Here is a 24963-nt window from a genome sequence, read left to right as displayed (position 1 = left end):
GCGCTCAGGTTTCTACGGCATGCGGGGCACGGAAATGCTCGGGCGCAATCGCTTTGAAATGCTCTGCGCATTTGTCGACCGCATAAAGAATCTGTTGGTTTGTGTGCGTCGAGTTGATAAAGAACCGCAGTCGTGCAGCGGATTCTTCTACTGCGGGGTACAAAATCGGCTGCACATTCACACCGGACTCGTTCATGCGACGCGACAGTAGCAGGGCGTGCAAGGAGTTTCCGGTGATGACAGGGACGACCGGCGTGTTTGCGCTCTTTCCAGTGTTCAATCCATGTTTGCGAGCCTCGTTCAAGAACAACGCGGACGCCTCATGCAACCTGTCAACCCGATTGGGTTCTCGCTCGATTACCTTCAACGATGCAATCGCAGCCGCGGTGTTCGCCGGCGAAAGACCAACACTGAACACGAACCCCGGAGTGGTGTACTTGAGATACTCAACTAGCTCTTTCTTTCCGGCGATGTAGCCACCGCAGGAGCCGAATGATTTGCTGAGAGTCCCCATCCAGATATCAACATCGGTTGGGTCGATGCCGAAGTGCTCTGCGATACCTCGACCATGAGTTCCCATCGTTCCGATGGAGTGCGCTTCGTCTACCATCAACCAACATTTGTGTTTCTTGCAGACTTCGATAAAGGCGGGGAGCTCGGGGTAATCCCCGTCCATGCTGTAGACACCTTCTACGATCACCAACACACGGCGATAGCGAGTCCGAAGTTCGGTCAACGCCTCATCCAAGGCTTCATAGCTGTTATGCGCAAATGCTCTACGGCGACTTCCCGATAGTATGGCCCCTTGGACGATGCTGTTGTGAGAAAGGGCATCGTGCAAAATCAAGTCATTGGGACCGGTTAGATGCCCGATGACCGTCTCGTTGGTCGAATGACCGCCGACGAAGACGACAGAATCCTCCACCCCGACCCAGCGAGCAATCTCCTGCTCGAGAACGCGGTGAATATCCTTCTCACCGCTCACCAATCGCGACGCCGATACACTCGTTCCGTACTTCTTTACCGATTGGATCACCGCCTCGGTGACGGTCGGGTCGCCGCTCATCCCAAGATAGTTGTAACTCGCAAAGCTAATCAACTGCCTCCCTGCCACGGTGGTCGTGTCGCGCGTCAACCCTTCGTGCACCGAGAAGTACGGGTTCGGGATGCCTGTCATGTCAAACTGCGACATCATCTGCTTGAGTCGCCGGTACTCCGGCATAAGCTCAAAACGATAGTCCTCCGGTGCAACTTCTCGTGGCGCGGGCTGGTCCGATTCCGAAGCGACCAAGTCCTCTCGAATTCGGTCTTTCCCGAAGTGCTGCTCGATAGCCTCGGCGATTTCTCGGACTGTTTCGATTTCTTGTAGAACTTCTTCGGGGAACCGTCCTCCCACCGCGTTTTCCAGCGTGTGCGCGATTTGGAGTCGCTCGAGACTATCCAATCCCAAATCGACGATGACGTTGGTGTCCAAGTCCAGGAGCTTGGCTCTCTCCTGCGCAACAGACTTCACCGCACGCCGTACCAACTCCACCACGGCGGGGTCAGGATCGCGTGTCTTCTTGGTTCCGGTGTTGCGTTGGAACCCGGACTTCAAATCGTCGACGGTCGCCGCAGCGATCATCGGCGATTGCCCTGGGAGCTCCTCTTCCCACGAAAGCCATTGGTGAATTACCCGAAAACTGTTTTCGCGGAATCCGCGGAGGCAAGCGTGCCGTTGAATCTTGCCCGACGACGTGCGCGGGAGCGAACCATGACGCACTAGGACGACGGCGTCCGGCGGTAGTTCATGGACCTGGGTCACCGCCCTCCGGATCGACTGCACCGCTGGGCCCCAATCCGCTTCGAGAGAACGCTGGACTTCGACCGCGATGATCAACCTTTCCCGAGGCCCCGAATCATCGGCGAATGCGGCCGCCGCGGACGAAGATATCGATTCGTGACATTGTTCGACCGTTTCCTCAATGTCCTGCGGGTAGCGGTTGACGCCGCGGACGATGATCAAGTCCTTCACGCGGCCAGCGACATAGAGTTGGTTTTCGCTCCAGAATCCCAAATCTCCTGTTCGCAAAAACGGCCCCTGCCCGTCCGATGTGATCGCTTGGAACGTCTCTTTGGACAGCTCCTCCTTCTCCCAATAACCTTTTCCAACGCTTGGGCTTTGAACCCAAATCTCGCCGATCAACTCATCCCCAAGCGGCTTCTTGGTCTCGGAGTCGACGATCAGAACTTTCTCGTTTTCCGTCGCACGACCACACCCCACCATACCGCGAGCCTCTGCAGCATTGGAGTCCACTGGAGTGACGATTCTGGCATCGAGCTTTCGACTATCGAATGCGCGGATAACAGGCGGCTGTTGGAAAGGTCCGCCGGTTACGATCAACGTCGTTTCCGCCATGCCATAGCAGGGGAAGTGCGATCGGTGGGAGAAACCGCATTTCGAGAACTTGCGAGTGAACATCTCCAACGTCGAGGCGCGGACGGGTTCTGCGCCGTTGAACGCAACCTCCCAACTGGAAAGGTCTAGCTCGTCCAGTTCTTCCTCGGTGACCTTATCGATACAGAGCTGATAGGCAAAATTGGGGCCACCGCTGGTAGTGGCTTTGTACTTGCTTATCGTTTTGAGCCATCGAATCGGTCGCTGCATGAACGACATCGGGCTCATCAGAGTCATCGTTGCCGACATGTAAACCGGCGACAGGACTCCTCCTACCAAGCCCATGTCGTGGTACATCGGGAGCCAGCTGACTCCCCGTTTCTCATGGTTGTTTTGAAACAACTGCGCAATCATTTCGCAGTTTTTGAGCAAATTATCATGGGTGAGCATGACCCCCTTCGGCTGCCCCGTCGAGCCGGAAGTGTACTGGAGCACCGCCAGCGAACGCGGGTCGACCGGAAGTTCTTGGTATTGAATCGCAATGGAGCGGTCGACCGAATCGGTTCCGAGCAGACGCATCGACTCGGTCTCTGCCTTCATCCCCTCATCTTTCAAGATTTGGGCGACCGTATCGCTGGTCGTCAGCGCGAACTGCGCGCGGCAATCCTGCGCGATGCCTTGGATGCGAGCGCCCTTGCGGCTGCGCCGAGGGGGATAGGCTGGCACCGCCACGCAACCGGCATAAAGGCACCCGAAAAACCCGATCACGAACTCCATGGTGGGAGGGTAAAGAAGCAAGCCTCGCTCGCCTGGCTTGTGATTCTCGAGAATTCGAACCGCCACCGCCCTCGCGGCGTGATCGAGTTCGGCATAGGTGAGAGATTGGTCGCTATCGGTCTCCCCGTCCGTGTAGTAGAAGGCAACCTTGTTGGGCGCAACGTTGGCCCAATAACGAAGCGCATCGATGATGTCGCCAGTTGGCAACGGGTGGGGGGCAAAAAGCCCTTTCAAATCCAACACGTGTTGACCCCTATGAACCACAAAATGTTTGCCAAAAATGCCCTCCTGGAATGTAAAGAAACCTCCAAAAGGACAAAATCGGAAAACTTGATAAAACCCTGCGTGATCGTTATACCTGCGAAATCTGAACTCCGGTACACCTAACCCGCAGGAACTAAGTTCGGCACCTGGGACGCGCGAGCCTGCGAAATACCGGAGAATTCGGCCATCAAAAGCACTTGTGATCCCTTCCCGCGACCGATATACTCTCCCACCTTAATTCCCGGCATTTTCAGCGTTTCGAGGGGATTAGTGACGAACCACATGGTTCAGGGGCCGTTTTCCCTCCGAGTTTTGAAATGGTAGCACAACCTAAAACCTACGTCGCAAAGCCTCACTCCGTTGAGCAAAAGTGGTACATCGTCGATGCGACCGACTGTGTTCTTGGACGATTGGCGAGCGAGATCGCCACCGTATTGATGGGTAAGCACCGTCCCGAATACACGCCGCACGTTGATACGGGTGAATACGTCGTTGTTGTCAACGCGGAAAAGGTCGTCATGTCGGGCAACAAGCTCAACGTGCGACATTACGCTTGGTACAACGGCTACAACCGCCAAAAGATGGAAAGCTACGCAGAGCGTCTGGAACGAAAGCCAACGGACTTGGTCAAGTTCGCTGTGAAGCGAATGCTGCCTAAGAACAACCTTGGTCGCCACATGTTGGCGAAACTGAAGGTGTACGCTGGCCCAGATCACCCTCACCAAGCTCAAGAGCCAATCCCGGCTCCATTCGTGAAGAAGAGCTAGACGGAGCGGAGTTGCGGGCGGTAGAGTGTGATTCTGTCGCTCGCGGCAGGGAGAGCGATTGCGAAAACGCTCTACGAAGTGGCCTTGGCGTCAATCGACCTAAGAGCCGAAATCGGTTTACGGTAACAACAACAAGCGATTCCGAAAGACAAACGGATGTTAACCGCAAAAAAAGATAAAATAAGCGGAGATTCCCTCGGTACAGGTCGACGCAAAACGGCGGTCGCTCGCGTGCGCATTCGCCCGGGGACAGGAAAGATCACCGTCAACGATCGTCCTTTCGAGGAGTATTTCCCCAACGATGGCGAACGACGTTTGGTCGTGGAGACTTTGGATCACGTAGCGCACCGTGATAAAGTCGACGTGGTCGCTCGCGTATCCGGCGGTGGTGTCATCAGTCAAGCTGGAGCTCTCCGCATGGGTCTTGCTCGTGCACTGGTTGGGCTCAGTGAAGAGAACTTCAACGCTCTTCGGGACGACGGATTCCTCACTCGCGATTCCCGCATGAAGGAACGCAAGAAGTACGGCCTTCGAGGGGCTCGCCGAGGCGTTCAGTTCTCGAAGCGTTAATCGATCTTTGCTTATCCGGGAAGATTCGATTTACGAAACATTCATCACGCAAAACCCGAGGTTTACACCTCGGGTTTTTGCGCATTAAAAGGAATCGGTTGACTCACAACCGGAATGAAAAGCGATTCCCGGCATTCTTATGAAACCCAACAAATCCCATTTCATCAATCGAGAGCTTAGTTGGCTGGAATTCAATCAGCGGGTTTTGGAGCAAGCCCTCTATTCGAAGGTTCCGGTCCTAGAAAGATTGAAATTTCTCGCGATCACCGCCAGTAACATGGACGAGTTCTTCATGGTGCGTGTGGGCGGGTTGCAATTGCAGCAATCGCAAGGCGTCGAGACGAGCGATCCGAGTGGGCTCACGGTTTCCCAGCAACTCGAGCAAATTGATGAACGCGTTCACGCTATCATTCGCGACCAATACAACTGTTTTCTGACGCAGATCGAGCCGACACTGACGGCCGAAGGATTGGAGCGAGTCTCAGCTGCCAAGGCCTCTGCTCGACACCGCGAAACGCTCGTCCGATTCTTCCGCGAAGAAGCCTATCCCGTCATTTCGCCGATGGATATCGACCCAGAAGGTCCCTTTCCTATTCTTGCGAACCTAGGGATGCACCTGTGTGTTCGCATGGCAAGCGGAGACTCGGAGAAGCCTCATCGATTCGCCATTGTGCCGGTAGGAAAAGCGCTATCGCGATTTATCACGTTACCCAGCGATAAGGGCTATTCCTACGCGCTGCTTGAGGATGTTGCCTCCCACTTCATCGAGGAGTACTACCCCGGAAAGCGGGTCGAGGAATGTGTTGCATTTCGGGTAACTCGAAATGCAGATGTATCAGTACGAGAAGATAGCGCATCAGATCTCATGCTTGGAATGGAAGAAGTGCTGCATTCCCGCCGGTCGGCGGGATTCGTGCGCATTGAAATCGAGTCCAAGGCATCGGACCCCACGGTCGAGTTTCTCACGGCTAGACTGCGATTAAAGCCGCAAGACGTTTTTCGAATTCCCGGTCCGCTTGATCTCTCAAGCATGATGTACGTCGCGGACATAGAGGGTTTTCCAGCGTTGAAAGACACGGCCTGGGTTCCGCAACGATCTCCGGTAATTGATCCGTCCCAAAGCATGTTCGAGACGATTGCCGAGCGCGATGTATTGCTTTGCCACCCCTATGAGAGTTTTGAACCCGTCGTACGCTTCATCGAAGAAGCTTCGAAAGACCCCGATGTCCTTGCGATCAAGCAAGTTCTCTACAGGACCAGCCGGAAGAGTCCCATCGTTGCGGCCCTGAAATCGGCGGCCGAGAGGGGCAAGTACGTAACGGCGATCGTGGAACTCAAGGCCCGTTTTGACGAGCAACGGAATATCGAGTGGGCGAGGGAACTTGAAAAATCAGGCGTGCAAGTGGTTTATGGCGTGCGCGGATTGAAGACCCATGCGAAGGTTTGTATCGTCGTTCGAAGAGAAGCATCCGGTATTGTGCGATACGTTCACTTTGGCACAGGCAACTACAATGAGGTGACATCGCGCATTTACAGCGATATAAGCTACTTTACGTGCAACGAATCGCTTGGTCGCGACGCCAGTTCCTTCATCAACGCCATCACGGGGTACAGCCAACCGCAGCCTTACGACAAACTCGATTCTGCCCCGCTCGGCCTACGAAAAAAGCTTTTATCGCTAATTCAGGTTGAGACACAAAACAAAAAGAACGGCCATAAAGCGTATATTGCCGCAAAGATGAATGCATTGGTGGATCCAGAGATAATTGCAGCGCTGTATGAAGCGAGCCAAGCGGGGGTTGTGATACGGCTCAACGTACGCGGAATATGTTGTCTCAGACCCGGAGTTCCAGGGTTGAGTGACAACATTTCTGTAGTAAGCATCGTGGATCGTTTTCTCGAGCATGCACGGGTCTTGTACTTCTATCACGGTGGAGATGACGCGGTATTTATTAGCAGCGCGGACTGGATGCCTCGTTCCTTCGATCGACGGGTCGAGTTATTAGTCCCTTTGGAAGATACAGTGTCCAAGCATCGATTGATGGAGATCCTCGACACCTATTTTCGCGACAATCAAAACTCGTGGCGGTTAAACGCGGAGGGACGATACGAGAGAATCGAAGTGGAAGGTTCACATGCCAAATTCCGTGCCCAGCGGGCCCTCTACGATTCGGCAGTGCAAGCGATCAAGCAAGCAGAACACGCGGCTCGCACCACTTTTGAGCCCCACAAAGCAGCCGGCCAATCCTAGGAGGATAGCATGCCTATCCATGTAGCATCCCTGACGCACCCCTAAATCGCCCACCCCAATTGCCTGGCCAATCCGAATATCATCGCCCCCGTCCAGTCGAGAGTCCCCCGTCCTCGTGAGAGTCCCCCGTCCTCGTGAGAGTCCCCCGTCCTCGTGAGAGTCCCCCGTCCTCGTGAGTGTCCCCCGTCCTCGTGAGTGTCCCCCGTCCTCGTGAGTGTCCCCCGTCCTCGTGAGTGTCCCCCGTCCTCGTGAGTGTCCCCCGTCCTCGTGAGTGTCCCCCGTCCTCGTGAGTGTCCCCCGTCCTCGTGAGTGTCCCCCGTCCTCGTGAGTGTCCCCCGTCCTCGTGAGTGTCCCCCGTCCTCGTGAGTGTCCCCCGTCCTCGTGAGTGTCCCCCGTCCTCGTGAGTGTCCCCCGTCCTCGTGAGTGTCCCCCGTCCTCGTGAGTGTCCCCCGTCCTCGTGAGTGTCCCCAGTCCTCGTGAGTGTCCCCAGTCCTCGTGAGTGTCCCCAGTCCTCGTGAGTGTCCCCAGTCCTCGTGAGTGTCCCCAGTACGCGTGAGAGTCCCCCGTCCTCGTGAGAGTCCCCCGTCCTCGTGAGAGTCCCCCGTCCTCGTGAGAGTCCCCCGTCCTCGTGAGAGTCCCCCGTCCTCGTGAGAGTCCCCCGTCCTCGTGAGAGTCCCCCGTCCTCGTGAGAGTCCCCCGTCCTCGTGAGAGTCCCCCGTCCTCGTGAGAGTCCCCCGTCCTCGTGAGAGTCCCCCGTCCTCGTGAGAGTCCCCCGTCCTCGTGAGAGTCCCCCGTCCTCGTGAGAGTCCCCCGTCCTCGTGAGTGTCCCCCGACCTCGTGAGTGTCCCCCGACCTCGTGAGTGTCCCCCGTCCTCGTGAGTGTCCCCCGTCCTCGTGAGTGTCCCCAGTCCTCGTGAGTGTCCCCAGTCCTCGTGAGTGTCCCCAGTCCTCGTGAGTGTCCCCAGTCCTCGTGAGTGTCCCCAGTCCTCGTGAGTGTCCCCAGTACGCGTGAGTGTCCCCAGTACGCGTGAGTGTCCCTAGTACGCGTGAGTGTCCCTAGTGCGCGTGAATGTCCCCATTTCCGGTGTCCTGAAAAATCTTTTTGGCGCCCCCTTCCCCACTCTTGTATCTGGGGTCTCGAGACGCTCCAATCACTTCTATGCACAGGATCGTGCCCGGCAACCCGAACGAATCGTCCCTTGTTTTGCCGATGTTTTCCCTTTCGCCCAAGGAATTCAGATCATGCGCAGCGCCCGCGCCGATATCTACCGTCCCGACGAAGTCGCTACGGTCCACACCATCGCCACCATTGTTCGCAAGTACTTCTTGCTCGGCGATGATGCTCTCACCCGCAAAGATCACAGCCATCGCGGTCTCTGGATCACCAAGCAGATCGAGGAGCAAGCCCAGTACTTTGGCATCGACGTCCTAGGTCATGCCATCATGAGCAACCACTTCCACTCGGTCTTGCGGTCTCGCCCCGACATTGTCCAAGAGTGGGACGATACCGAAGTGGCCAGGCGCTGGATGTTGATGTGTCCCAAGAGGAAGAACAAAGACAAGACTCCAGCGGAGCCCAACGAAAAGGAGCTCGATGCGATCCGCACCAAGCCCGAGAAGTTGAAAGAGATCCGATTGCGGCTCAGCGATATCTCGTGGTGGATGCGCATCCTTTGCCAGCGAGTCGCCAAGCGCGCCAACCTGGAGCTCCAAGAGACGGGCCGTCTCTTCAATGGCCGGTTCAAGGCGGTGCGGTTGCTCGATGACGAAGCCATCTTGGCCTGCGTGAGCTATGTGGATTTGAATCCCATCCGCGCCCAGGTAGCCCAGACGCTCGAGGCATCCCAGTACACGTCGGTAGCCCAGCGAATCGCAGCCCTGAAGCAGGAGCTTGCCAAGCCGGAACCGCCCCCGGAGGGAACTCAAACGGAATCGCCGCAGTTCCCAGCGCCCAGCGAAGATCCTGCCTTGCCACAGCGTCTGTTACCAGACGCGTATTTAGCCCCGATAGAGCTGATCGATGAGAGAGGAAGCCAGGGGAGCAAACCGAGCAAGACGAAGAAGCGTTGCAGTGACAAGGGCGTGGTACCGTTGTCATCGATGAACTATATCCAGCTATTGGATGCGACGGCGAGGATTATCCGGGAAGGCAAGAAAGGGTTTACACCCGAGGAGGTGCCTCCGGTGTTGGAGCGGTTGGGATTGGATCCCGAGCGTTGGATCGACTACACGACCCATTTCAGTCGAATGTTCTCATTGGCGGCTGGAAGTGTGCGCAGTATGAAGGAGGCTCGAACGCTGGTCACCCAGCGGCAGATCTACTGTCCGCGATTCCAGCGACCTTCTTAAGAGCTTGTAGCCGTACAGGCCGCGAGCATCTTCTTCTTTGAGAGTGACCCTTGGAGCGGCACTGGGTTCGCCGCTGCGCGCCTCGAGAGTCAAACGGTCCAAAAACCCGTCTTTGACCGCCCCTCGGCCCCCATTCCCCTCGAACCACCCCCTCTCGCCCCCACCTTCGGGGGGCCACTCCCCACTTCCCACCCCCAGTGTCTCCCAGTGTCTTGTGTCAAAAAATGGTGAGTGTCCCCAGTGTTGGTGAGTGTCCCTCAAAAAGTGGTGAGTGTCCCCAGTTGGTGGTGAGTGTCCCCGGTGGTTGGGGGCTTTTTTGGGGGGGCGTTCTGGGGCGGAGGGGCGAGGGAGGTGATGGGATACCGTTGGCGACCGATGGTGGTAGTGGGGAAATCGATTGGATATAGTTGAGGACCGTAGCTAGAACTTATTGCCAACTAAACCGCAGGAAGACGAATGAATGCGGATCGAACTCTACGGGGTGGCGAACCGAGCGCCACACCCGTGAACCCGTACGAGCCCTCCATTAGCCATGTCGAGAGAATGACTCCAGGGGATAAGAATTCACTGGGCAAGAGACTACCGTTTTCCATCCTCATGGCTCTCTGCGGCTCGATTTTTGGGGGCCTCTCCGCGATCGCGGCTTTAACTCTGATCGAGGCCCTCAAGTCAGAATCGTTTGCACTCGAGGAGTTTGGGATGCTTTGCTTCTCGGGCATTACACTTTATTTGGCATATATCTGCTTGGCGTTTGCTTGGCGATTTCTCAAGAATACCCCTTACCGAAATGGGCTTTACTTCTCGTCAATAAGCATTGCTCTTTTCGGATTGATAGGAAGTATCACCGTCATTGCAATGCTGCTGTACCACATAGCTGCTATTGTCCGAGCCCGGTTCCTTTTCTAAATCGCAATGTGACTATTCTGCTCCGGCAAGTATTTCCTTTATGGCTCGAGCGAACTGCTCGATCTCTTCGAATGTGTTGTAGATGTGTGTCGATACTCGAAGATAGTCACCCGTGGGATGCAAAATGCGATTCACTTCAATCCGATATTCCGACCAAAGCCGCTCTCGAACTTTGGCGACATCCAAGGTGGGGGCGATTCGTAATGCTGTCAATCCGCCACGAAGCTGTCGGTTCTTCGGCGTGACCACCTCCATATTTGGCTGGTGGGCGATGCACTCGCGAACATATTGGGACAGTTCAAAGTGCCGTTGCTGGATGGCTTCGTATCCGGCTTCTTCAAGGATATCGAGCCCATTTTCAAGCAATAGCCACGGGGTGCAATCGCGTGTTCCCTCCATCTCGAAGCCTCGAATCCACGGTGTCGATCCCATTCCATTAGGCAAGTGCGGAGTCGAGGACTCCCGCGCATCATGATACCCCCAACTCACTTGCCACGGTGCTAATGACTCCTCCATTCCAGCACGGCAATAAAGGAATGCAGCACCAACTGGAACCATTGCCCACTTATGCAAATTGGCCGCGTAGAAATCGGCTTGCAGATTCTCAAGAGCAAGCGGAATCATTCCAGGAGCATGGGCGCCGTCAACAAAAGTAATCACCTCGCGACGCGTGGCATGTTTCAGAATCTCCTCCATCGGCAAAACATGCCCGGTGGTGTAGAGAATGTGACTGAGGTATAGAAGCCGGGTACGTTCCGTGAAGGCTGCGTCGCAGGCTTTCACGTAATCCTCGGGCCCTTCGGATTCGATCGGCAAGCGGAACGTCTTGATCGTCCAGCCATTTCTCTTCGCGACTCGCTCCCATGCCCAAACCAATGCACCATACTCATGGTCGGATATCAGGATCTCGGATCCTGCTGGCATGGGCAAGGAAAGGCTGAATGTATTCACCGCCTGCGTGATATTGTTGAACAATATCAGACGATCTGGCGACGTTCCAAGATGCTCCGCCAAGCGAGTCCGGTTTCTCCAAAGCACCTCACCGTGCGACCGCCAAACGTAATCGGTTGGGTTGCGATGAAGATGGGTACGCAACTCCATGGCTGAAGTATGCGAAATCTTCGGAATGAGCCCCGAGGTCCCTGTATTCAAATAGGCCCAATCAGGGTGCATCTCGATCTGCTCACGCACCCCTCGCCAACGACCCAAGTCACTCGACATGGCAAAACCGTCCGTTACAAAAGGCTGTCGAGCAACAATCGCAGCTTTCGTAACTCCTGTCGCATGTCCATCTCATCGCTCGGTGTCATCTCAACACACAGGGCGCGATCATAGCCTACCGTCTGTAGTTGCGTGATCAGTCGGCCATATTCGATCTCTCCTTGGCCAACCCGCACTTGGAGCTTGTCCTTCTTGGAATCGCGAAGGTGGGTGTGGTAAACATACTTCAGTAACTTTTCGTAGTTTTTGTTTCGGTTGTTACTGCAGAGAATGTGGCTTGGGTCCAACGTCACGCCTACGCCAGGGACGTAGTCGCAAAGGTTCTTGACGGTGTCGGGATCCTCGCTCAAGCAGCCCATCTGCGTTTTGATCGCCACGCGCGCTCCCCGGTCTTCCGCGATTTGCACCATGCGTTGGAGGTGCTCCACTTCTTGATTGAAGGGAGTTCCATGTTCACCACTCGGAATGGTCAGCGTCACCACCTTCGTCGCCTTCGCCAAATCGCAGATTTTTTCAAATCGACGATAATGCTCTTCTCCTTCGGCAAGAATTCGGACGTTATAACTGCAAATATCCAGTCGATGCGTGTCACGAACTAAACGGAGACATTCGTCGAAATCGTCGGCAATGCGCTCCGGAGGCATCTGCGTACCCGCATCGTCCATTACGATTTCGACTGCGGTGAATTCGAGATCCGACAGAACCTCGATCACTTCGGGGATTGGAATCTCTGGAAAACAACCGGTGGATGCTGCTACGATCACGACGCGTATCACTCCTTTGAAGCAAAAAACTTAAGTCGCCATTATCCAAGGGAATCGCAAACTGACAACTACGGTTTTTCAAGAGGTGGTCGCAAAGTGTCCGGCTTTCAGTCGCATCTAGGCCAATTCCACCCGCCGCGACCGACTGAATCGAGCAACGCCCCTACCGCCAAGGAGGCGAACTCCTCGAGCGATCGCAAAAAGCTGGATCCCCAAACTCCGTTACAGTTCGTTCCGGGGGTCGGTCCCTTACGTCTGGAGCTTTTCCAAAAACTCGGCATTCGCAAGCCGCTAGATCTTCTTTTTCTATTCCCCAGAACTTACCAAGACATCGCTCCCTATCAAAGCATTGCCGAACTTGTTCCGGGAGTTCGGGCCACTGTCGTTGGCCAAATCGTCGACTTGGATCAAAGGTTCAGTTTTGACGGGCGATCCACCCTCGGAGTCCTGTTGGCCGTCGAAGGAGGCGGATATGTTCGCTGCGTTTGGTACAACCAAATGTTCCGACGCGAACAATTTCATCGCGGTATGACTCTCGTCGCAACCGGTATCCCGAAATCAACGGGTGTCTCATTCGAAATGAGGCACCCGGAGTTCCTTATCCTCGGCGATCGTACCAATCTACCCGCCCCACGCCCCACAGCCGTGTACCCTCTCACCGAAGGCCTCTCGCAAAAACATATCTCTGCCGCAATCGAGGCCACTCTCGAAGACCTCTTACCATTCGTCGATGAAGCACTGCCAGAACGTATCCGAGCTCATGCCGCCAGCTTGCTCTTCGCCGACAAACGGGACCTCTTCGAACAACGTTCCGAACCCTTGCTCGGCATTGCGGAGACCCTGCGACGTCTACATCAGCCGGTAACTCTCGAGGAAGCAGAACAAGCCCGATTGCGACTCATCTTCCAAGAGCTGCTCGTCTACCAGCTTGCTATCGCCATGCGCCGTTACAAACTTCAACTCGAGAATGGAGCGCCTTCCCTTCCAATCCCCCCACAACTCCACGCACGGATCTTGAAACGAATTCCGTTCAAACCCACGGGGGATCAACGGCGCGTTATGGAAGAAGTCCGCGCCGACATCGAGCGTACCATCCCCATGAACCGATTGGTCCAAGGGGACGTGGGAAGCGGAAAGACTGTCATCGCGCATTATGCCATGCTCGCCGCCGTCGCGAATAAGTTTCAAGCCGCTCTCATGGCTCCCACGGAACTCCTCGCCCGTCAGCACTTCGAAAAGCTCCAGAAACAACTTGCAGGGAGCCAAGTCATGGTGGAGCTCCTGGTGGGATCTCTCAGTACGCGCGAACAACATGAGCTTCAGCAACGCATCGCCATCGGCACCGTCGATATCGTCGTAGGCACGCAAGCATTGCTGAGCCAGCATGTAAAATTTCATGCCTTGGGGTTGGTCGTTATCGATGAACAACACAAATTCGGTGTTGAACAACGCGCTGCACTGAGAGAAAGCCGTGTCGTACCTCATTACTTGGTTCTCTCCGCTACACCCATTCCTCGCAGCATCACCATGACGCTGTTCGGTGATCTCGATGTCTCCATTCTTCGAGAGAAACCGCCTGGCCGCGCACGTGTTCATACCTATCTTGGCGAAGAACAGCAGAAATCGCGTTGGTGGGACTTCGTCCGAAAACAACTTCAAAACGGTCGACAAGCCTACGTAGTAATCCCTCGTGTCGAATCGGACGAAGAAAATGAAATGCTGGGGGCCGAGCAAGTATTCGAAGCCCTTTCGCAACACGAACTCGCTGACTTCCGTGTCGAATTACTGCACGGTCGAATGGATGGGAATGAAAAGCAACAAAAGCTAAATCGATTCCAATCCGGTGAAACACAAGTCCTCATCGCCACCACCGTTGTGGAAGTCGGGATCGACGTTCCCAACGCGACCTTGATGGCCATCCTGGACGCCGATCGGCTTGGGCTCGCTCAATTGCACCAACTGCGGGGCCGTGTGTCGCGAGGACAATTTCCTGGCTACGTTTGCCTCTTTCCTAGCAAAAAATGCGATCCTCTCGAAAACCAGCGCCTCCAAAGCTTGATCGCGTTCGAGGACGGCTTCCGCCTCGCCGAGGAAGATCTCAGGCTGCGTGGGACCGGTGATTTGCTGGGCACCAAACAAGTCGGAGCCCCAGCGTTCCGCATCGCCGACCTCAGCCGGGACGGCGAAATCCTCTCCGCTGCCCGAAAAGTCGCCCAAGAACTCGTCACCCACGATCCGGAGCTCGAAGCCGCCGATTTGGCAAAACTGAGAAAACTAGTTCTCGGTCGCCATGGGAACCAATCCAACCTCGGCGACGTCGGATAACCTAAATCTCGCTAGGATCGCGATTTCTTATGCCGTATACTGGGAGCAACCAGTTTCTGTTGCAAGGGAGTTTGGACCATGGACAAGATCTTCAATCAGGTCTCCAAAGCTCGGCGTTATCTGTGGCTCCAAAAAGCCTTGGCAGTCCTCCCAGGATGGCTGCTTATCTCGTTCAGCATCGCGTTCGTTGCTTTGCTCATTCCTAAGCTCTGGTATGTCCCCTACACATTCGAGTCCTGGGGACGAAATGGGCTATTGGCCGCAACAGCGGTCGCACTCGTGGGAACCCTCGCGCACGCTTGGGCGCTGCGCCCTTCGCTGCGAAGCTCCGCGATTGAATTGGATCGTCGATTCCAACTTCGCGAACGGATCAGCAGCGCTCTAGAACTTACACCGGACGCGCAACAAACACCCATCGGCTCCGCCCTTCTGCAAGACGCGATCCGCCAAGTGGAACGAATCGACGTTCGAGACCAATTCCCTCTCCGCCCCAACACCGTGACACCCTGGGTCCTCTTACCCGTCCTTTCCTGCATCGCTCTCTTTTGGGTCCCCGATGCCGGCCAATCCGCCGAGAACGACTTGCTCCTCGCTTCGAAAGAACGAATCCAGAACGTCAAAGCCCAAACGAAACCTGTCCTTGAACAAGTGAAAAAGCTTCGGAACGACCTCGAAGAAAAGGGACTCCAGGAAGCCGCCGACGAATTCAAAAAACTGGAAAAGAAACTGGAGGACCTCCAAAAGTCCGAGAAATCCGACGTCAAGAAATTGCTCGCTGATTTCAACGAGATCAAGCGAGAAATGGAACAACGCAAAGAATCGCTGGGATCCTCCGATACGCTTAAGAAGGCGATGGAGAACCTAAAAAAGCTTGATCAAGGCCCCGCCGATAAGATGGCCGACTCGCTTCAAAAAGGTGATTTCAAACAGGCCGAAAAAGAGCTTGAGAAAATGCTGGATCAACTGAAGTCGGGAAAGCTCTCCGATCAACAAAAGGAACAGCTTGCTAAGCAATTGGATCAAATGGAAAAGGCATTACAAAAAGTTGCACAGGAGCAACGAGATGCCGTCGAACAACTTAAAAAGGAACTTGAGAAAGCTGAGAAATCTGGAGATCTAGAGAAGACGGCTCAGCTCCGCAAGAAATTGGAGCAAGCCGAAAAATCACTCAGCAAATGCGAACAGTGCCGAGCCATGTCGGAGCAGCTTGCAAAAGCCTCCCAGGCAATGAAGGATGGCAACATGCAAGAAGCCCAACAAGCGATGGAAGAGATGATGGGCCAATTGGAGCAAATGTCCTTGGACTCGGAAGCTCTCGCCGAATTGCAGGAAATGATGGACGAAATGCAAAACGCAAAGAACTCGTCCAATTGCAAAAGTTGCAGCGGAGAAGGTTGTGCAGAGTGCAATGGCCAAGGTAAGGGGAAGAAAGATGGAGAGTCCCGCTTTACCAAGAACAGCAAAGGGGAGGGAAAAGGCGAAGGTGATCGCGCGGAAGAAGAGGATGCAACCAAAGACTTCGACTCCCAAGTTCGAGAGCAAATGCGCAAGGGTGAGACCGTTTTCGGCGGCAAAGTGGGAGGACCGAATCGAAAAGGTATCTCTAAAGAAGAAGCCCGCGAAGCGATATTGAACGCTTCAGCAGAAGATCCCGATGCCATCGAAAGTTTGGTGCTCCCCAAGGCCCAACGAGAACAACAGCGAGAATACTTCGAACGCCTGCGTGGTAACTGAGCCAGCGCTCCTCCCCGCCATTCCCCCCCCCCCGACTACCCTTCATCCCCACCTGTTACAACCATGTCTTGCTCCGATTTTCGTCGCGCGCAGTTGCACCGAAGAGCTTTGCTACAGTTTGGCTCGTTAGGTATCGGGGGCCTTTGGGGAGGTGGATTGGTGCCGTCCCTTCTCGCCGCTAACAATGGTGTAGGTGAGTCGGATAGTCTTCATGCGATTGCACCGCGGGCAAAGCATGTGCTATTCCTGCATCAGTGCGGCGGGCCGAGCCATATCGATACGTTTGATATGAAGCCGGATGCACCGGATTCCATCCGTGGAGAATTCAAACCGATATCGACTTCTGTCCCCGGTATCATCGCTTGCGAACATCTCCCCCGCTGGTCTGAGACCATGCATCACTGGGCTCAGATTCGAAGCGTTCGTCACCGCATGAAGAACCACAATCCGGCTGGCTATTACTGTTTGACCGGGCACGCACCACCCACGGATGATATTCGTCTGCGCGATACGATGGAGCTTTATCCCGCCTATGGAAGCATCGTGTCGAAAATGCTTGGGCCGGCTGAACAAGGCGTTCCACCTTTTGTCTCCTTTCCCCACACCGTCTCCGATGGCTCGGTAACACCCGGACAGCACGCGAGTTTCTTAGGCAAAAGTCATGACCCATTTTTTTTCCAAGGGGACCCCAACGATCCAGGCTTCTCGCTCCCCGAACTAACGCTTCCTGGTGATATCAGTTTGGATCGAATGGAGAGCCGACGCGAGATGCTCCGCATGGTGGACTCGCAAGCGAGATTAGCGGAGCGGTTCGCGGAGGCCAAAGGGGTGCAAGAGTTTCAAGATCAAGCTTTTTCGATTCTCTCGTCGCCTCGCTTTCAGAAGGCGTTTGACCTTTCACAAGAATCCGACGCGCTGCGAGATCGCTACGGTAGAACCAAATACGGTCAATCTTGCTTGCTCGCGCGTCGATTGATCGAAACGGGCGTTCGTTTCGTTACGGTCTACTTCTCCCGTGGGATAGGCGGAAACGGATCGGAAGGATGGGACACCCACCAAAAGAATTTCACCGAACTCAAAGACCGATTGCTTCCCATGACGGACCAAACCGTCCCCACGCTAATCGAAGATCTCCACGAACGTGGGTTACTGAAAGATACACTCGTTTTATGGATGGGCGAATTTGGTCGAGGCCCTAAGATTGGCGACCGCGATGGAAAGGGCCGGAATCATTGGCCCGATTGCTACACCGTCATGATGGCAGGTGGTGGAGTGCGAGGGGGCGCTGTGTTCGGAAAGAGCGATGCGCAGGGAGCCTATCCTGCGGAGAATCCCGTCGGTCCGGAGGACATCACCGCGACGTTGTATTGGGCTCTTGGAATCGACCCCAAGGGGGAAGTCTACAACCACCAAAAGCGGCCTATGCCGATTGCAGCGGGCAAACCGATTCAATCGATCTTTGGCTAGTGGTTGTTCCCTGCTGCATTTCAAAAATGCGAGTAGCTAAGCCTCAAATTCCCGTTTAGTCTATGCGTTCCTCTCGAACGGTTGATTCCGCATTCGTATCGCATTGCACTTCGTTAGAGTTTGCCACGTCATGGTTGTCGAAAGCATTTTGGCTTTGAATGAAGAGAATCTCCTTGATCAATGGAACTGGATTCTCGAATGCCTTCGCGAGGTGCTCCACGAATCTGGGGACGGTGATCTCGCGAAGTCGCTGCCACTGCTGGGGGACGGTTCCGTCCCGCGACAGATCAGTAACGATTCGGTCCATTTAACTCAAGCCTACTCGATCGCGTTTCAGCTTTTGGGAATGGCTGAACAGAACGCGGCCGATCAGTTTCGTAAATCGGTCGAGCGGCGTTCGGGCGCTGACGCGTTGCCTGCCCTTTGGGGAGATTCCCTCCGTCAGCTCCGAGAAAGTGGGCTGACATCGGAACAGATTGCGAAGGAGTTGCCCAATATGCGCGTCGAGCTTGTGCTCACCGCGCACCCCACCGAAGCGAAGCGGGCAACCGTCTTGGCGCACCACCGGCGTTTGTTTGAACGATTTCAACAGCGGAGCCTCGTCGCGCAGTCCAGTACCGAGCGCATGGATCCCGTACGCGAAGAGATCGACTACGCCGTGCGAGCCATCCTGTCGATTCTTTGGCGGACCGGCGAGATTTACTTGGACAAACCGGACATTCAATCCGAGCGTCGCAACGTGCTCGACTACTTGACCCATGTGTTCCCCTCCGTTCTACGACCGCTCGATCAGCGCCTCCGTCGCGCTTGGAGCGATGTCGGATTGGATCCCAAAGTCTTCGAGGATCCCTTGGTGTTTCCGAAGCTGACGTTTGGGACTTGGGTGGGAGGTGACCGCGACGGGCACCCTCTCGTCACTGCCGAGGTAACGCGTCAAAGCCTGCTCGAGATGCGAAAGAGTGCCATCGGATTAATTCAACGGCAGCTCCTGCAGTTAGCGCGCTTGCTAAGCCTGTCCGCTTATTGGCAAAAGCCAGACCCGGAATTTCTGCAGGCGCTCGCATCTGCAGCCAATCGTTTGGGGCTCGAAGGCAAGAAGGCGTTGGATCGCAATCCCAATGAGCCTTGGCGGCAGTTTATCAATACCATCATCGCGAGGCTTCCCAAACAGGATACAACGCAGGACGCAATTGTTCGCGAGGAGACGCCGACCTACCAGCGATCGGTCGAACTCTTGCGAGATTTGCGAGTCTTGTACGGTAGCTTGATCGCCTGTGGACAACGGCACGCGGCGGAGTATTCGGTCCAGCCGCTCATGCGAATCGTTCAGACGTTTGGATTCCATCTTGCTGTTCTCGATGTGCGCCAGAATAGCGCTTTCCATGACAAGGCAGTGGAACAACTATTGATTGCTGCCGGATTTGAACGCACGAACTTCTCTCAGTGGAGCGAAGCAGAGCGTTTGGAATTGCTTACAAAGGAATTGGCTTCCAAGCGACCTTTTGCTCGGCCTGATGTCTCGCTCGGCCCCGAAGCTGACGCAGTTCTCTCCTCGCTCCGAGTCCTTAAAGAATATAGATCTGCTTACGGCGAAGATGGGCTTGGCGCATTGATCGTGAGTATGACTCGCAATGCTTCGGATTTGTTGGTTGTTTACTTGCTCGCGCGAGAAGTGGGGTTGATGGAGGAAGCACCCGAGGGATTGCTATGCCCGCTCCCGGTAGTGCCCCTCTTTGAAACAGTCGATGATCTACAGCATAGCCCGGAGATTTACGATCGATTCTTGGACCACCCGATCACACAGCGCAGTTTAGTCGCGATCCAAAAACGCAACGAGGAATCGAGTCCGGTCGGACAGATCATGATCGGCTACAGTGATAGCAACAAAGACGGTGGTATCCTCGCTAGCTTGGTTCACCTCCGCTGCGCTCAAAAAGAGCTCTTCGCCGTGGGCAAGAAACATGGAGTTCGCGTTCGTTTCTTCCATGGTCGAGGCGGGACCATTAGTCGCGGTGCAGGACCAACCCATCGTTTTATCAAATCATTGCCCGATGACACACTCGGAGGTGATTTGCGTGTCACCGAACAAGGGGAGACGATACCGCAAAAGTATGCACACCAATCGACCGCGATCTACAACTTGGAATTGTTCGTAGCCGGCGTGACGCGCAAGACGTTATGGGATTTGGGACATGACGAATCAGAGCATCCGCTCGAAGGAACATTGACGCAATTGGCACAATGGGCTCGCGAATGCTATACGTCGCTACTGCACTCCGACGGATTCGTCACGTTCTTTCGGCAAGCGACTCCGATCGATGCAATTGAACAAAGTCGCATTGGTTCTCGTCCCGCGCGTCGCACAGGTCAACAAACCTTGGCCGACCTGCGCGCGATCCCCTGGGTCTTCAGCTGGGGGCAAGCCAGATTCTTTCTTTCCGGGTGGTATGGAGTAGGTACGGCGTTAAGCCAGTTGAATCAAAAGGAGCCCAAACTATTCGACGAGCTTTCGAAGACCATGTCGCAGTGGGCACCCCTCCACTATCTCATCAGCAACGTTGCAACCAGTTTAGCAGCGACCGATTTAGAGATCATGCGATCGTACGCGGGAATGGTCGATGATGCCGAACTCCGTTCTCGATGCATGGAATTAATCGAGTCAGAGCTGGCGTTGACCAGCCGCATGGTCGAAGCGATTTATGGAGGATCCTTGGCCCAACGAAGACCCAATGTGCAACGCATGATGATTTTGCGAGCCTCCGGGCTTCGAGTTCTCCACCAGCAGCAGATTGGATTGCTGAAAATGTGGCGCAGTTACCATCGCATGCAAGCGACCAATGAAGCAGAGAAGCTCATTCCTCAACTGCTACTCACCGTCAATGCTATCGCCAGCGGGCTCGGTACAACTGGCTAACGAAAGGCACCATCGAGGTTCCATAGCCTCGATGGCAGTTAGAGTTGTCAGCTGCACGGCCAGGAAGTTGTCGTCGTCGTCGAAAACCCCTTCCGCGAACTAGCGGGAGAATCCACTCAATCGTTTTCCTCAATCGTGAATTCGCGGGCAACATGCGCGCAGCTCACCAAGATCAAGAACGAAGGGACTGCTACTGTCGCCCAAGGGCCGCTTTGAGGGCGTCTTCGGGATTCACGACGTGGTTGTTTGGGTCGTCTGCGATCGAAAGCTGTACACCTTTGATTTCGCCATTGAAGTTGTTTCCCACCGAACCATAGTCAGGTGACACCGGCGCACCTGAATCTTCGCCGACATCGCAGCCGTCGTCCGCAGAGAAGATCGTCGCCAGCGTCGCTCCGATCTCTCCTTCACCCGACTTCTTGCCATTGACGTAGAGGGTCGCTTTGCCCCCCTTGCCCGGGCCACCGCCTGCATAAGCGAACTCCATGCGGACCTGGTGCTGGCCAGCTGGGAGCTTGTCAGCCGACTCCACGAAGAAGTGTTTGAAACCGCCCCAGTTGTAGCAATACTTGAGTTTGCCGTCTTTCGCATAGAGGCTCCAGCCGCCGATGTTCGCCCCTTGCGAAATGATGACTCCCTCGGCTCCCTCTTTCGGCACCACGATTTCGGCGGTGACGGAATGGGACTTATTCTTGATATTGAGGACGCAGTTCTCGCTCAGACGTCCCATGCCGCCGAAAAGTAGCTGGGTTGTTCCCTTGAGAAGTACCGGTCGACCAGCGGTTTCCGGGCTGAACTTCTCCAGCACCCGGTCATCCAGCGGTAACACCTTGTAGCGGGTCGCCTCGATAAGGAATTGCTGTTGTAACTGGCGTAATTTCTCCGGCATCTCCTTTGCGAGATCCTTGGATTGGGTCCAGTCTGTATCCGAGTAAAGTTCCCAAACGTCATCCTCGAATGGCGGCACTTTTGCTGACATGGATGCCCAGGGCGTTCGGTGCCGCGTCACGGCCGTCCATCCTTTGTGGTAAATGCCCCGATTGCCGAAGATCTCAAAGTACTGTATTTCATGCTGCTCCGCAGCTTTCGACGCATCAAAGGAGTAACGCATGCTGATACCCTCGATCGGGTCCTGTTGGATCCCGTTCACCGACACGGGTTGCGGTAGACCTGCGACTTCCAGGATGGTTGGAGCCACATCAATTACGTGAGCAAACTGCGATCGAATTTCCCCTTTCGCTTGGATCCCCTTGGGCCAGTGGACAACGGTGCCATTGCGTGTACCACCCCAGTGGGATGCGACTTGTTTGGTCCACTGGTACGGTGTATTCATGGCGAGTGCCCAACCTACGGCGTAGTGATTGTAGGACTCCGGACCACCGAGTTTATCGAGCCGTGCCGTCAGGTATTCGGGAGTCTCTAGGCTTTGCAGACCATTGAAGTAACTCATCTCATTGAAGCAACCATTGACCGAACCTTCCGCGGACGCTCCGTTGTCGCCGACGATGTAATAGATAAGTGTGTTGTCGAGGAGGTTCAGTTTCTCGATGGACTCCACAATGCGTCCGACTTGATGGTCCGTGTATTCCATGTAGCCCGCGTACACCTCCATCTGTCTCGCAAGAACGGGCTTGAAGGCGTCTGGCATCTCGTCCCAAGATGGGACTTCTTTGTTCCGTGCAGTGAGCTGCGCATTGGCTGGAATGATGCCTAGTTTCTTTTGCCTCGCAAAGGTCTCCTCTCGTAGCTTGTCATAGCCCTGGTCGAACTTCCCTCTGTACTTGTCGGCCCATTGCTTCGGAGCGTGGTGAGGCGCGTGCGTAGCCCCGGGTGCGAAATAGATGAAGAAGGGCTTATCGGGTGTAAGGGCCTTCTGTTGCCCGATCCATTTAATCGCTTTGTCGCTCATGTCGGCCACCAAGTTGTAGCCTTGCTCGGGAGTCTTTTTATTCTCCACAGGCGTGGTACCTTCGTAGAGTGTCGGAAACCACTGGTTCGCTTCGCCCCCGATGAATCCGTAAAAGTATTCGAAACCGCCGCCCCCAGTGGGCCAAGCGTCGAATGGGCCAGCTGGACTTGTTTGCCAGACTGGTACCTCATGACACTTCCCGAACTGGGCTGTGGAGTATCCATTCAGTTTGAGCGTTTCCGCGAGGGGTGCTACAGAGTTGGGCCGCACCGAACTGTAGCCGGGCGCTCCGGTCGCGGTCTCGGTGATACTACCCATGCCGGCGGAGTGGTGATTGCGTCCTGTTAGGAGCGCCTGTCGCGTCGGTGAGCAGAGGGCGGTGGTGTGGAAGCGATTGTACTTCAATCCGCCAGAAGCAAGCTTCTCGAGAGTCGGAGTCTGGCACGGGCCACCGAAAGCACTCGATGCACCGAACCCTGCATCGTCGATGAGGACGATGAGCACATTGGGTGCGGCCTTGGGGGGACGCAATTGTTCAATGGGTGGATTCTTGGTCTCGGGACTCTTTGCATCGTAATTGACGTATCCTTGCCGAACCGTGTTCGGCATGGGCAAGTGGGAACGATGTTGGATCTCGATCGCGTTAGGTGCATTGGGCGTGCCGGCGGTCTGCTGAGCAAACGCAGGGAGCGCAAGTCCCGCCACGGCTAACCCTATGAATGCGCCCGTGAAGGTTTGAATTATTCGGTTCATGGTGTTGTTACTTTATCTGTTCGGGAGTCTTGTTTGGGATAGAGCTTAGCCCGCAGGCAGCTCGTCTAAGCGGCCTGCGGGTTCAACAAAGGCTCATAAGAAGCCCATGCGGGGCGTTCATCACAGACAAACTTCTGTTATGGCTGTGCTTTAGGCTCTTCCAATCGAACCATCAGCCATTGTTGGGTTTGACCGTCGGCAAAGTGGACCAGCGCTGGAGCCGTGTCTTGCGTTAAACTGGAGATGCCCGTTTCCATGATGGGTCGGCTTTGGTTGGCAGCTGCCCAAGCGCATCGCTGGGATTGCTTGTCAACCATACCCTCCACGTCCACCGTCTTTCCCGTCAGCGTATTGTTGAGGGTGCCGCGAATAACTCCTTCTTTGCTTATTGCTAACTGAAGAAAGATCGAAGGAGCAGGTCCGGACGATTGACCATCCTGCGACAAAGCAAAGACTCCCAACGGTAGCCACTCTGCACTCGCAGGTGCAACCTCTGGGGCACTGGTAACAATCGCCTCCGCTTGCTGGGTATATTCCTCCGCAGATGCGACCGGCTGGTCTCCTTGATAAACCGTATCCCCTTCGTAGTAGATGCTCTCTCCATAGCTGTAAGACACCGGCGCACTTTCGCCATATCCCACCCAACCTGTCACAGCCCCCCAAGTAGCCCAACGATAAGGACGGGTGATACGCATGGCGGCCCAACCTGGATAATCCGACCAGAAATCGAGGCGAGGATGATTCTCCTGGACTTGATTGCGCACTTCATCGCGTCTTTGGAAGCGGTCGTCTTGCAACTGCTGTCGATTCTCCACTCGCCCAGCTTGGTTTGCGGCGCGATTCTCGGCGCGAGAAGCTTGATTGCCGGCTCGATTTTCCATCCGGTTTCCAGCCGCACCCTGCACACCAGCTGGTAACTGTCCGGCTGCAGGTCGTCCCGCCACTCCCCCACCTTGTAGGAAAGCGGCCGCTGCACCACCTCCCACTGCCGAACCCAAATTTGCTCCTCCAGGACGACCGGCGACACCTCCGCCGATGGCCCCGGTCGAAGGACCGACATTCAAAAATCCTTGCAAATCTCCCGCCGACGGGCGTCCACCTGCGCCAGGGGCTCCGACTCCAGGCCGAGCACCTGCTCCGGGGCCACCAACTCCTGGACGAGCACCGGCGCCGGGTGCGCCGATGCCAGGCCGAACTCCTGCACCTGGAGCACCAGCCCCTGGACGAACACCTGCACCGGGGGCGCCAACTCCTGGACGTGTACCTGCTCCTGGGACGCCTACACCGGGTCGCGGACCTGCACCGGGGGCTCCTGCTCCAGGACGAGGCCCCGCTCCTGCGCCGACTCCTGGGCTAGGTCGACTCATGGGTGGTGCGGAAGGCCGTGATACGGAGGGAGAACGGTTCATGGCTGGGCTCGGACGGCTCGCCATTCCGCCGCCGGAAAACCCACCTCCTCCCCGCGACATTCCACCTCCACCACCTCCGCCTCGAGCCATTCCTCCTCCGCCACCCCCACGTCCACCGCCTCGAGCCCAAAGCTCCTCCGTGGTCATCGAAACAAACAAAAATAGAATTGCAGCGATCGGAAATAATTTCTTCATGATTTAAGATC

At 55.4% G+C, this 24963-nt stretch carries 14 protein-coding genes; 9 read left to right on the top strand and 5 right to left on the bottom strand.

Annotated elements, in window-relative coordinates:
- Nucleotides 1-4 precede the first annotated feature (4 nt).
- Entirely contained in the window at nt 5-3397 is a 3393-nt protein-coding gene (locus VN12_RS09665) for an aminotransferase class I/II-fold pyridoxal phosphate-dependent enzyme (protein ID WP_240491384.1), read from the bottom strand.
- A 338-nt stretch (nt 3398-3735) separates the two neighbouring features.
- Between VN12_RS09665 and rplM the strand changes: the two genes are divergently transcribed.
- The 5 genes from rplM to VN12_RS09640 all read left to right on the top strand — a co-directional run bounded on the left by rplM (nt 3736) and on the right by VN12_RS09640 (nt 10261).
- Nucleotides 3736-4185: a 50S ribosomal protein L13 gene (rplM, locus tag VN12_RS09660; protein ID WP_146676624.1), complete on the top strand. Its 450-nt coding sequence runs from the start codon at nt 3736-3738 to the stop codon at nt 4183-4185.
- Between the two features lie 156 nt (nt 4186-4341).
- A complete protein-coding gene (gene rpsI / locus VN12_RS09655) occupies nt 4342-4755 on the top strand; it encodes a 30S ribosomal protein S9 (protein WP_146676623.1) in 414 nt (137 codons plus the stop codon).
- A 139-nt stretch (nt 4756-4894) separates the two neighbouring features.
- Entirely contained in the window at nt 4895-7006 is a 2112-nt protein-coding gene (gene ppk1 / locus VN12_RS09650; protein WP_146676622.1) for a polyphosphate kinase 1, read from the top strand.
- Nucleotides 7007-8248: 1242 nt separating this feature from the next.
- Nucleotides 8249-9355: a hypothetical protein gene (locus tag VN12_RS09645; RefSeq protein ID WP_146675492.1), complete on the top strand. Its 1107-nt coding sequence runs from the start codon at nt 8249-8251 to the stop codon at nt 9353-9355.
- 456 nt (nt 9356-9811) lie between these two features.
- A complete protein-coding gene (locus VN12_RS09640) occupies nt 9812-10261 on the top strand; it encodes a hypothetical protein (RefSeq protein WP_146676621.1) in 450 nt (149 codons plus the stop codon).
- Nucleotides 10262-10273: 12 nt separating this feature from the next.
- Here VN12_RS09640 and VN12_RS09635 read toward each other — a convergent pair whose 3' ends face one another.
- Nucleotides 10274-11482 carry an aminotransferase class V-fold PLP-dependent enzyme gene (locus tag VN12_RS09635; RefSeq protein WP_146676620.1) on the bottom strand — a complete coding sequence of 403 codons (1209 nt, stop codon included), beginning with the start codon at nt 11480-11482 and terminating at the stop codon, nt 10274-10276.
- A 14-nt stretch (nt 11483-11496) separates the two neighbouring features.
- The gene (locus tag VN12_RS09630; RefSeq protein WP_146676619.1) at nt 11497-12246 is read right to left on the bottom strand and encodes a sugar phosphate isomerase/epimerase family protein; all 750 of its coding nucleotides are present in this window, start codon (nt 12244-12246) and stop codon (nt 11497-11499) included.
- A gap of 96 nt (nt 12247-12342) precedes the next feature.
- Between VN12_RS09630 and recG the strand changes: the two genes are divergently transcribed.
- From recG to VN12_RS09610, 4 genes are all read left to right on the top strand, one after another.
- A complete protein-coding gene (gene recG, locus VN12_RS09625) occupies nt 12343-14571 on the top strand; it encodes an ATP-dependent DNA helicase RecG (RefSeq protein WP_146676618.1) in 2229 nt (742 codons plus the stop codon).
- A 78-nt stretch (nt 14572-14649) separates the two neighbouring features.
- On the top strand, nt 14650-16305 hold the full coding sequence (locus VN12_RS09620; protein ID WP_146676617.1) for a hypothetical protein: 1656 nt from the start codon (nt 14650-14652) through the stop codon (nt 16303-16305).
- A 63-nt stretch (nt 16306-16368) separates the two neighbouring features.
- The gene (locus VN12_RS09615) at nt 16369-17772 is read left to right on the top strand and encodes a DUF1501 domain-containing protein (protein ID WP_146676616.1); all 1404 of its coding nucleotides are present in this window, start codon (nt 16369-16371) and stop codon (nt 17770-17772) included.
- A gap of 130 nt (nt 17773-17902) precedes the next feature.
- Nucleotides 17903-20686 (top strand): phosphoenolpyruvate carboxylase, encoded by a 2784-nt coding sequence (locus tag VN12_RS09610; RefSeq protein WP_146676615.1) that lies wholly within the window; start codon nt 17903-17905, stop codon nt 20684-20686.
- A 190-nt stretch (nt 20687-20876) separates the two neighbouring features.
- Here VN12_RS09610 and VN12_RS09605 read toward each other — a convergent pair whose 3' ends face one another.
- Nucleotides 20877-23348: an arylsulfatase gene (locus tag VN12_RS09605; protein ID WP_315850187.1), complete on the bottom strand. Its 2472-nt coding sequence runs from the start codon at nt 23346-23348 to the stop codon at nt 20877-20879.
- A gap of 137 nt (nt 23349-23485) precedes the next feature.
- Nucleotides 23486-24952, bottom strand: coding sequence for a hypothetical protein (locus VN12_RS26685; protein WP_146676614.1), 1467 nt, complete (start codon nt 24950-24952; stop codon nt 23486-23488).
- Nucleotides 24953-24963 lie beyond the last annotated feature (11 nt).

The sequence above is a fragment of the Pirellula sp. SH-Sr6A genome (assembly GCF_001610875.1).
In the GTDB taxonomy this organism is placed as follows: Bacteria; Planctomycetota; Planctomycetia; order Pirellulales; family Pirellulaceae; genus JBKCUI01.
The sequence above is the reverse complement of the archived record's forward strand: the minus strand, read 5'-3'. Positions and strand labels throughout refer to the sequence as shown.

Excerpts from the sequence above, each read along its gene's own strand:
- ppk1 (WP_146676622.1), top strand. The coding sequence starts at position 4,895 with ATGAAACCCAACAAATCCCATTTCATCAATCGAGAGCTTAGTTGGCTG.
- VN12_RS09610 (WP_146676615.1), top strand. The coding sequence starts at position 17,903 with ATGGTTGTCGAAAGCATTTTGGCTTTGAATGAAGAGAATCTCCTTGAT.
- rplM (WP_146676624.1), top strand. The coding sequence starts at position 3,736 with ATGGTAGCACAACCTAAAACCTACGTCGCAAAGCCTCACTCCGTTGAG.
- VN12_RS09615 (WP_146676616.1), top strand. The coding sequence starts at position 16,369 with ATGTCTTGCTCCGATTTTCGTCGCGCGCAGTTGCACCGAAGAGCTTTG.
- VN12_RS09605 (WP_315850187.1), bottom strand. The coding sequence starts at position 23,348 with ATGAACCGAATAATTCAAACCTTCACGGGCGCATTCATAGGGTTAGCC.
- VN12_RS26685 (WP_146676614.1), bottom strand. The coding sequence starts at position 24,952 with ATGAAGAAATTATTTCCGATCGCTGCAATTCTATTTTTGTTTGTTTCG.
- VN12_RS09620 (WP_146676617.1), top strand. The coding sequence starts at position 14,650 with ATGGACAAGATCTTCAATCAGGTCTCCAAAGCTCGGCGTTATCTGTGG.
- VN12_RS09635 (WP_146676620.1), bottom strand. The coding sequence starts at position 11,482 with ATGTCGAGTGACTTGGGTCGTTGGCGAGGGGTGCGTGAGCAGATCGAG.
- VN12_RS09640 (WP_146676621.1), top strand. The coding sequence starts at position 9,812 with ATGAATGCGGATCGAACTCTACGGGGTGGCGAACCGAGCGCCACACCC.
- VN12_RS09645 (WP_146675492.1), top strand. The coding sequence starts at position 8,249 with ATGCGCAGCGCCCGCGCCGATATCTACCGTCCCGACGAAGTCGCTACG.
- rpsI (WP_146676623.1), top strand. The coding sequence starts at position 4,342 with ATGTTAACCGCAAAAAAAGATAAAATAAGCGGAGATTCCCTCGGTACA.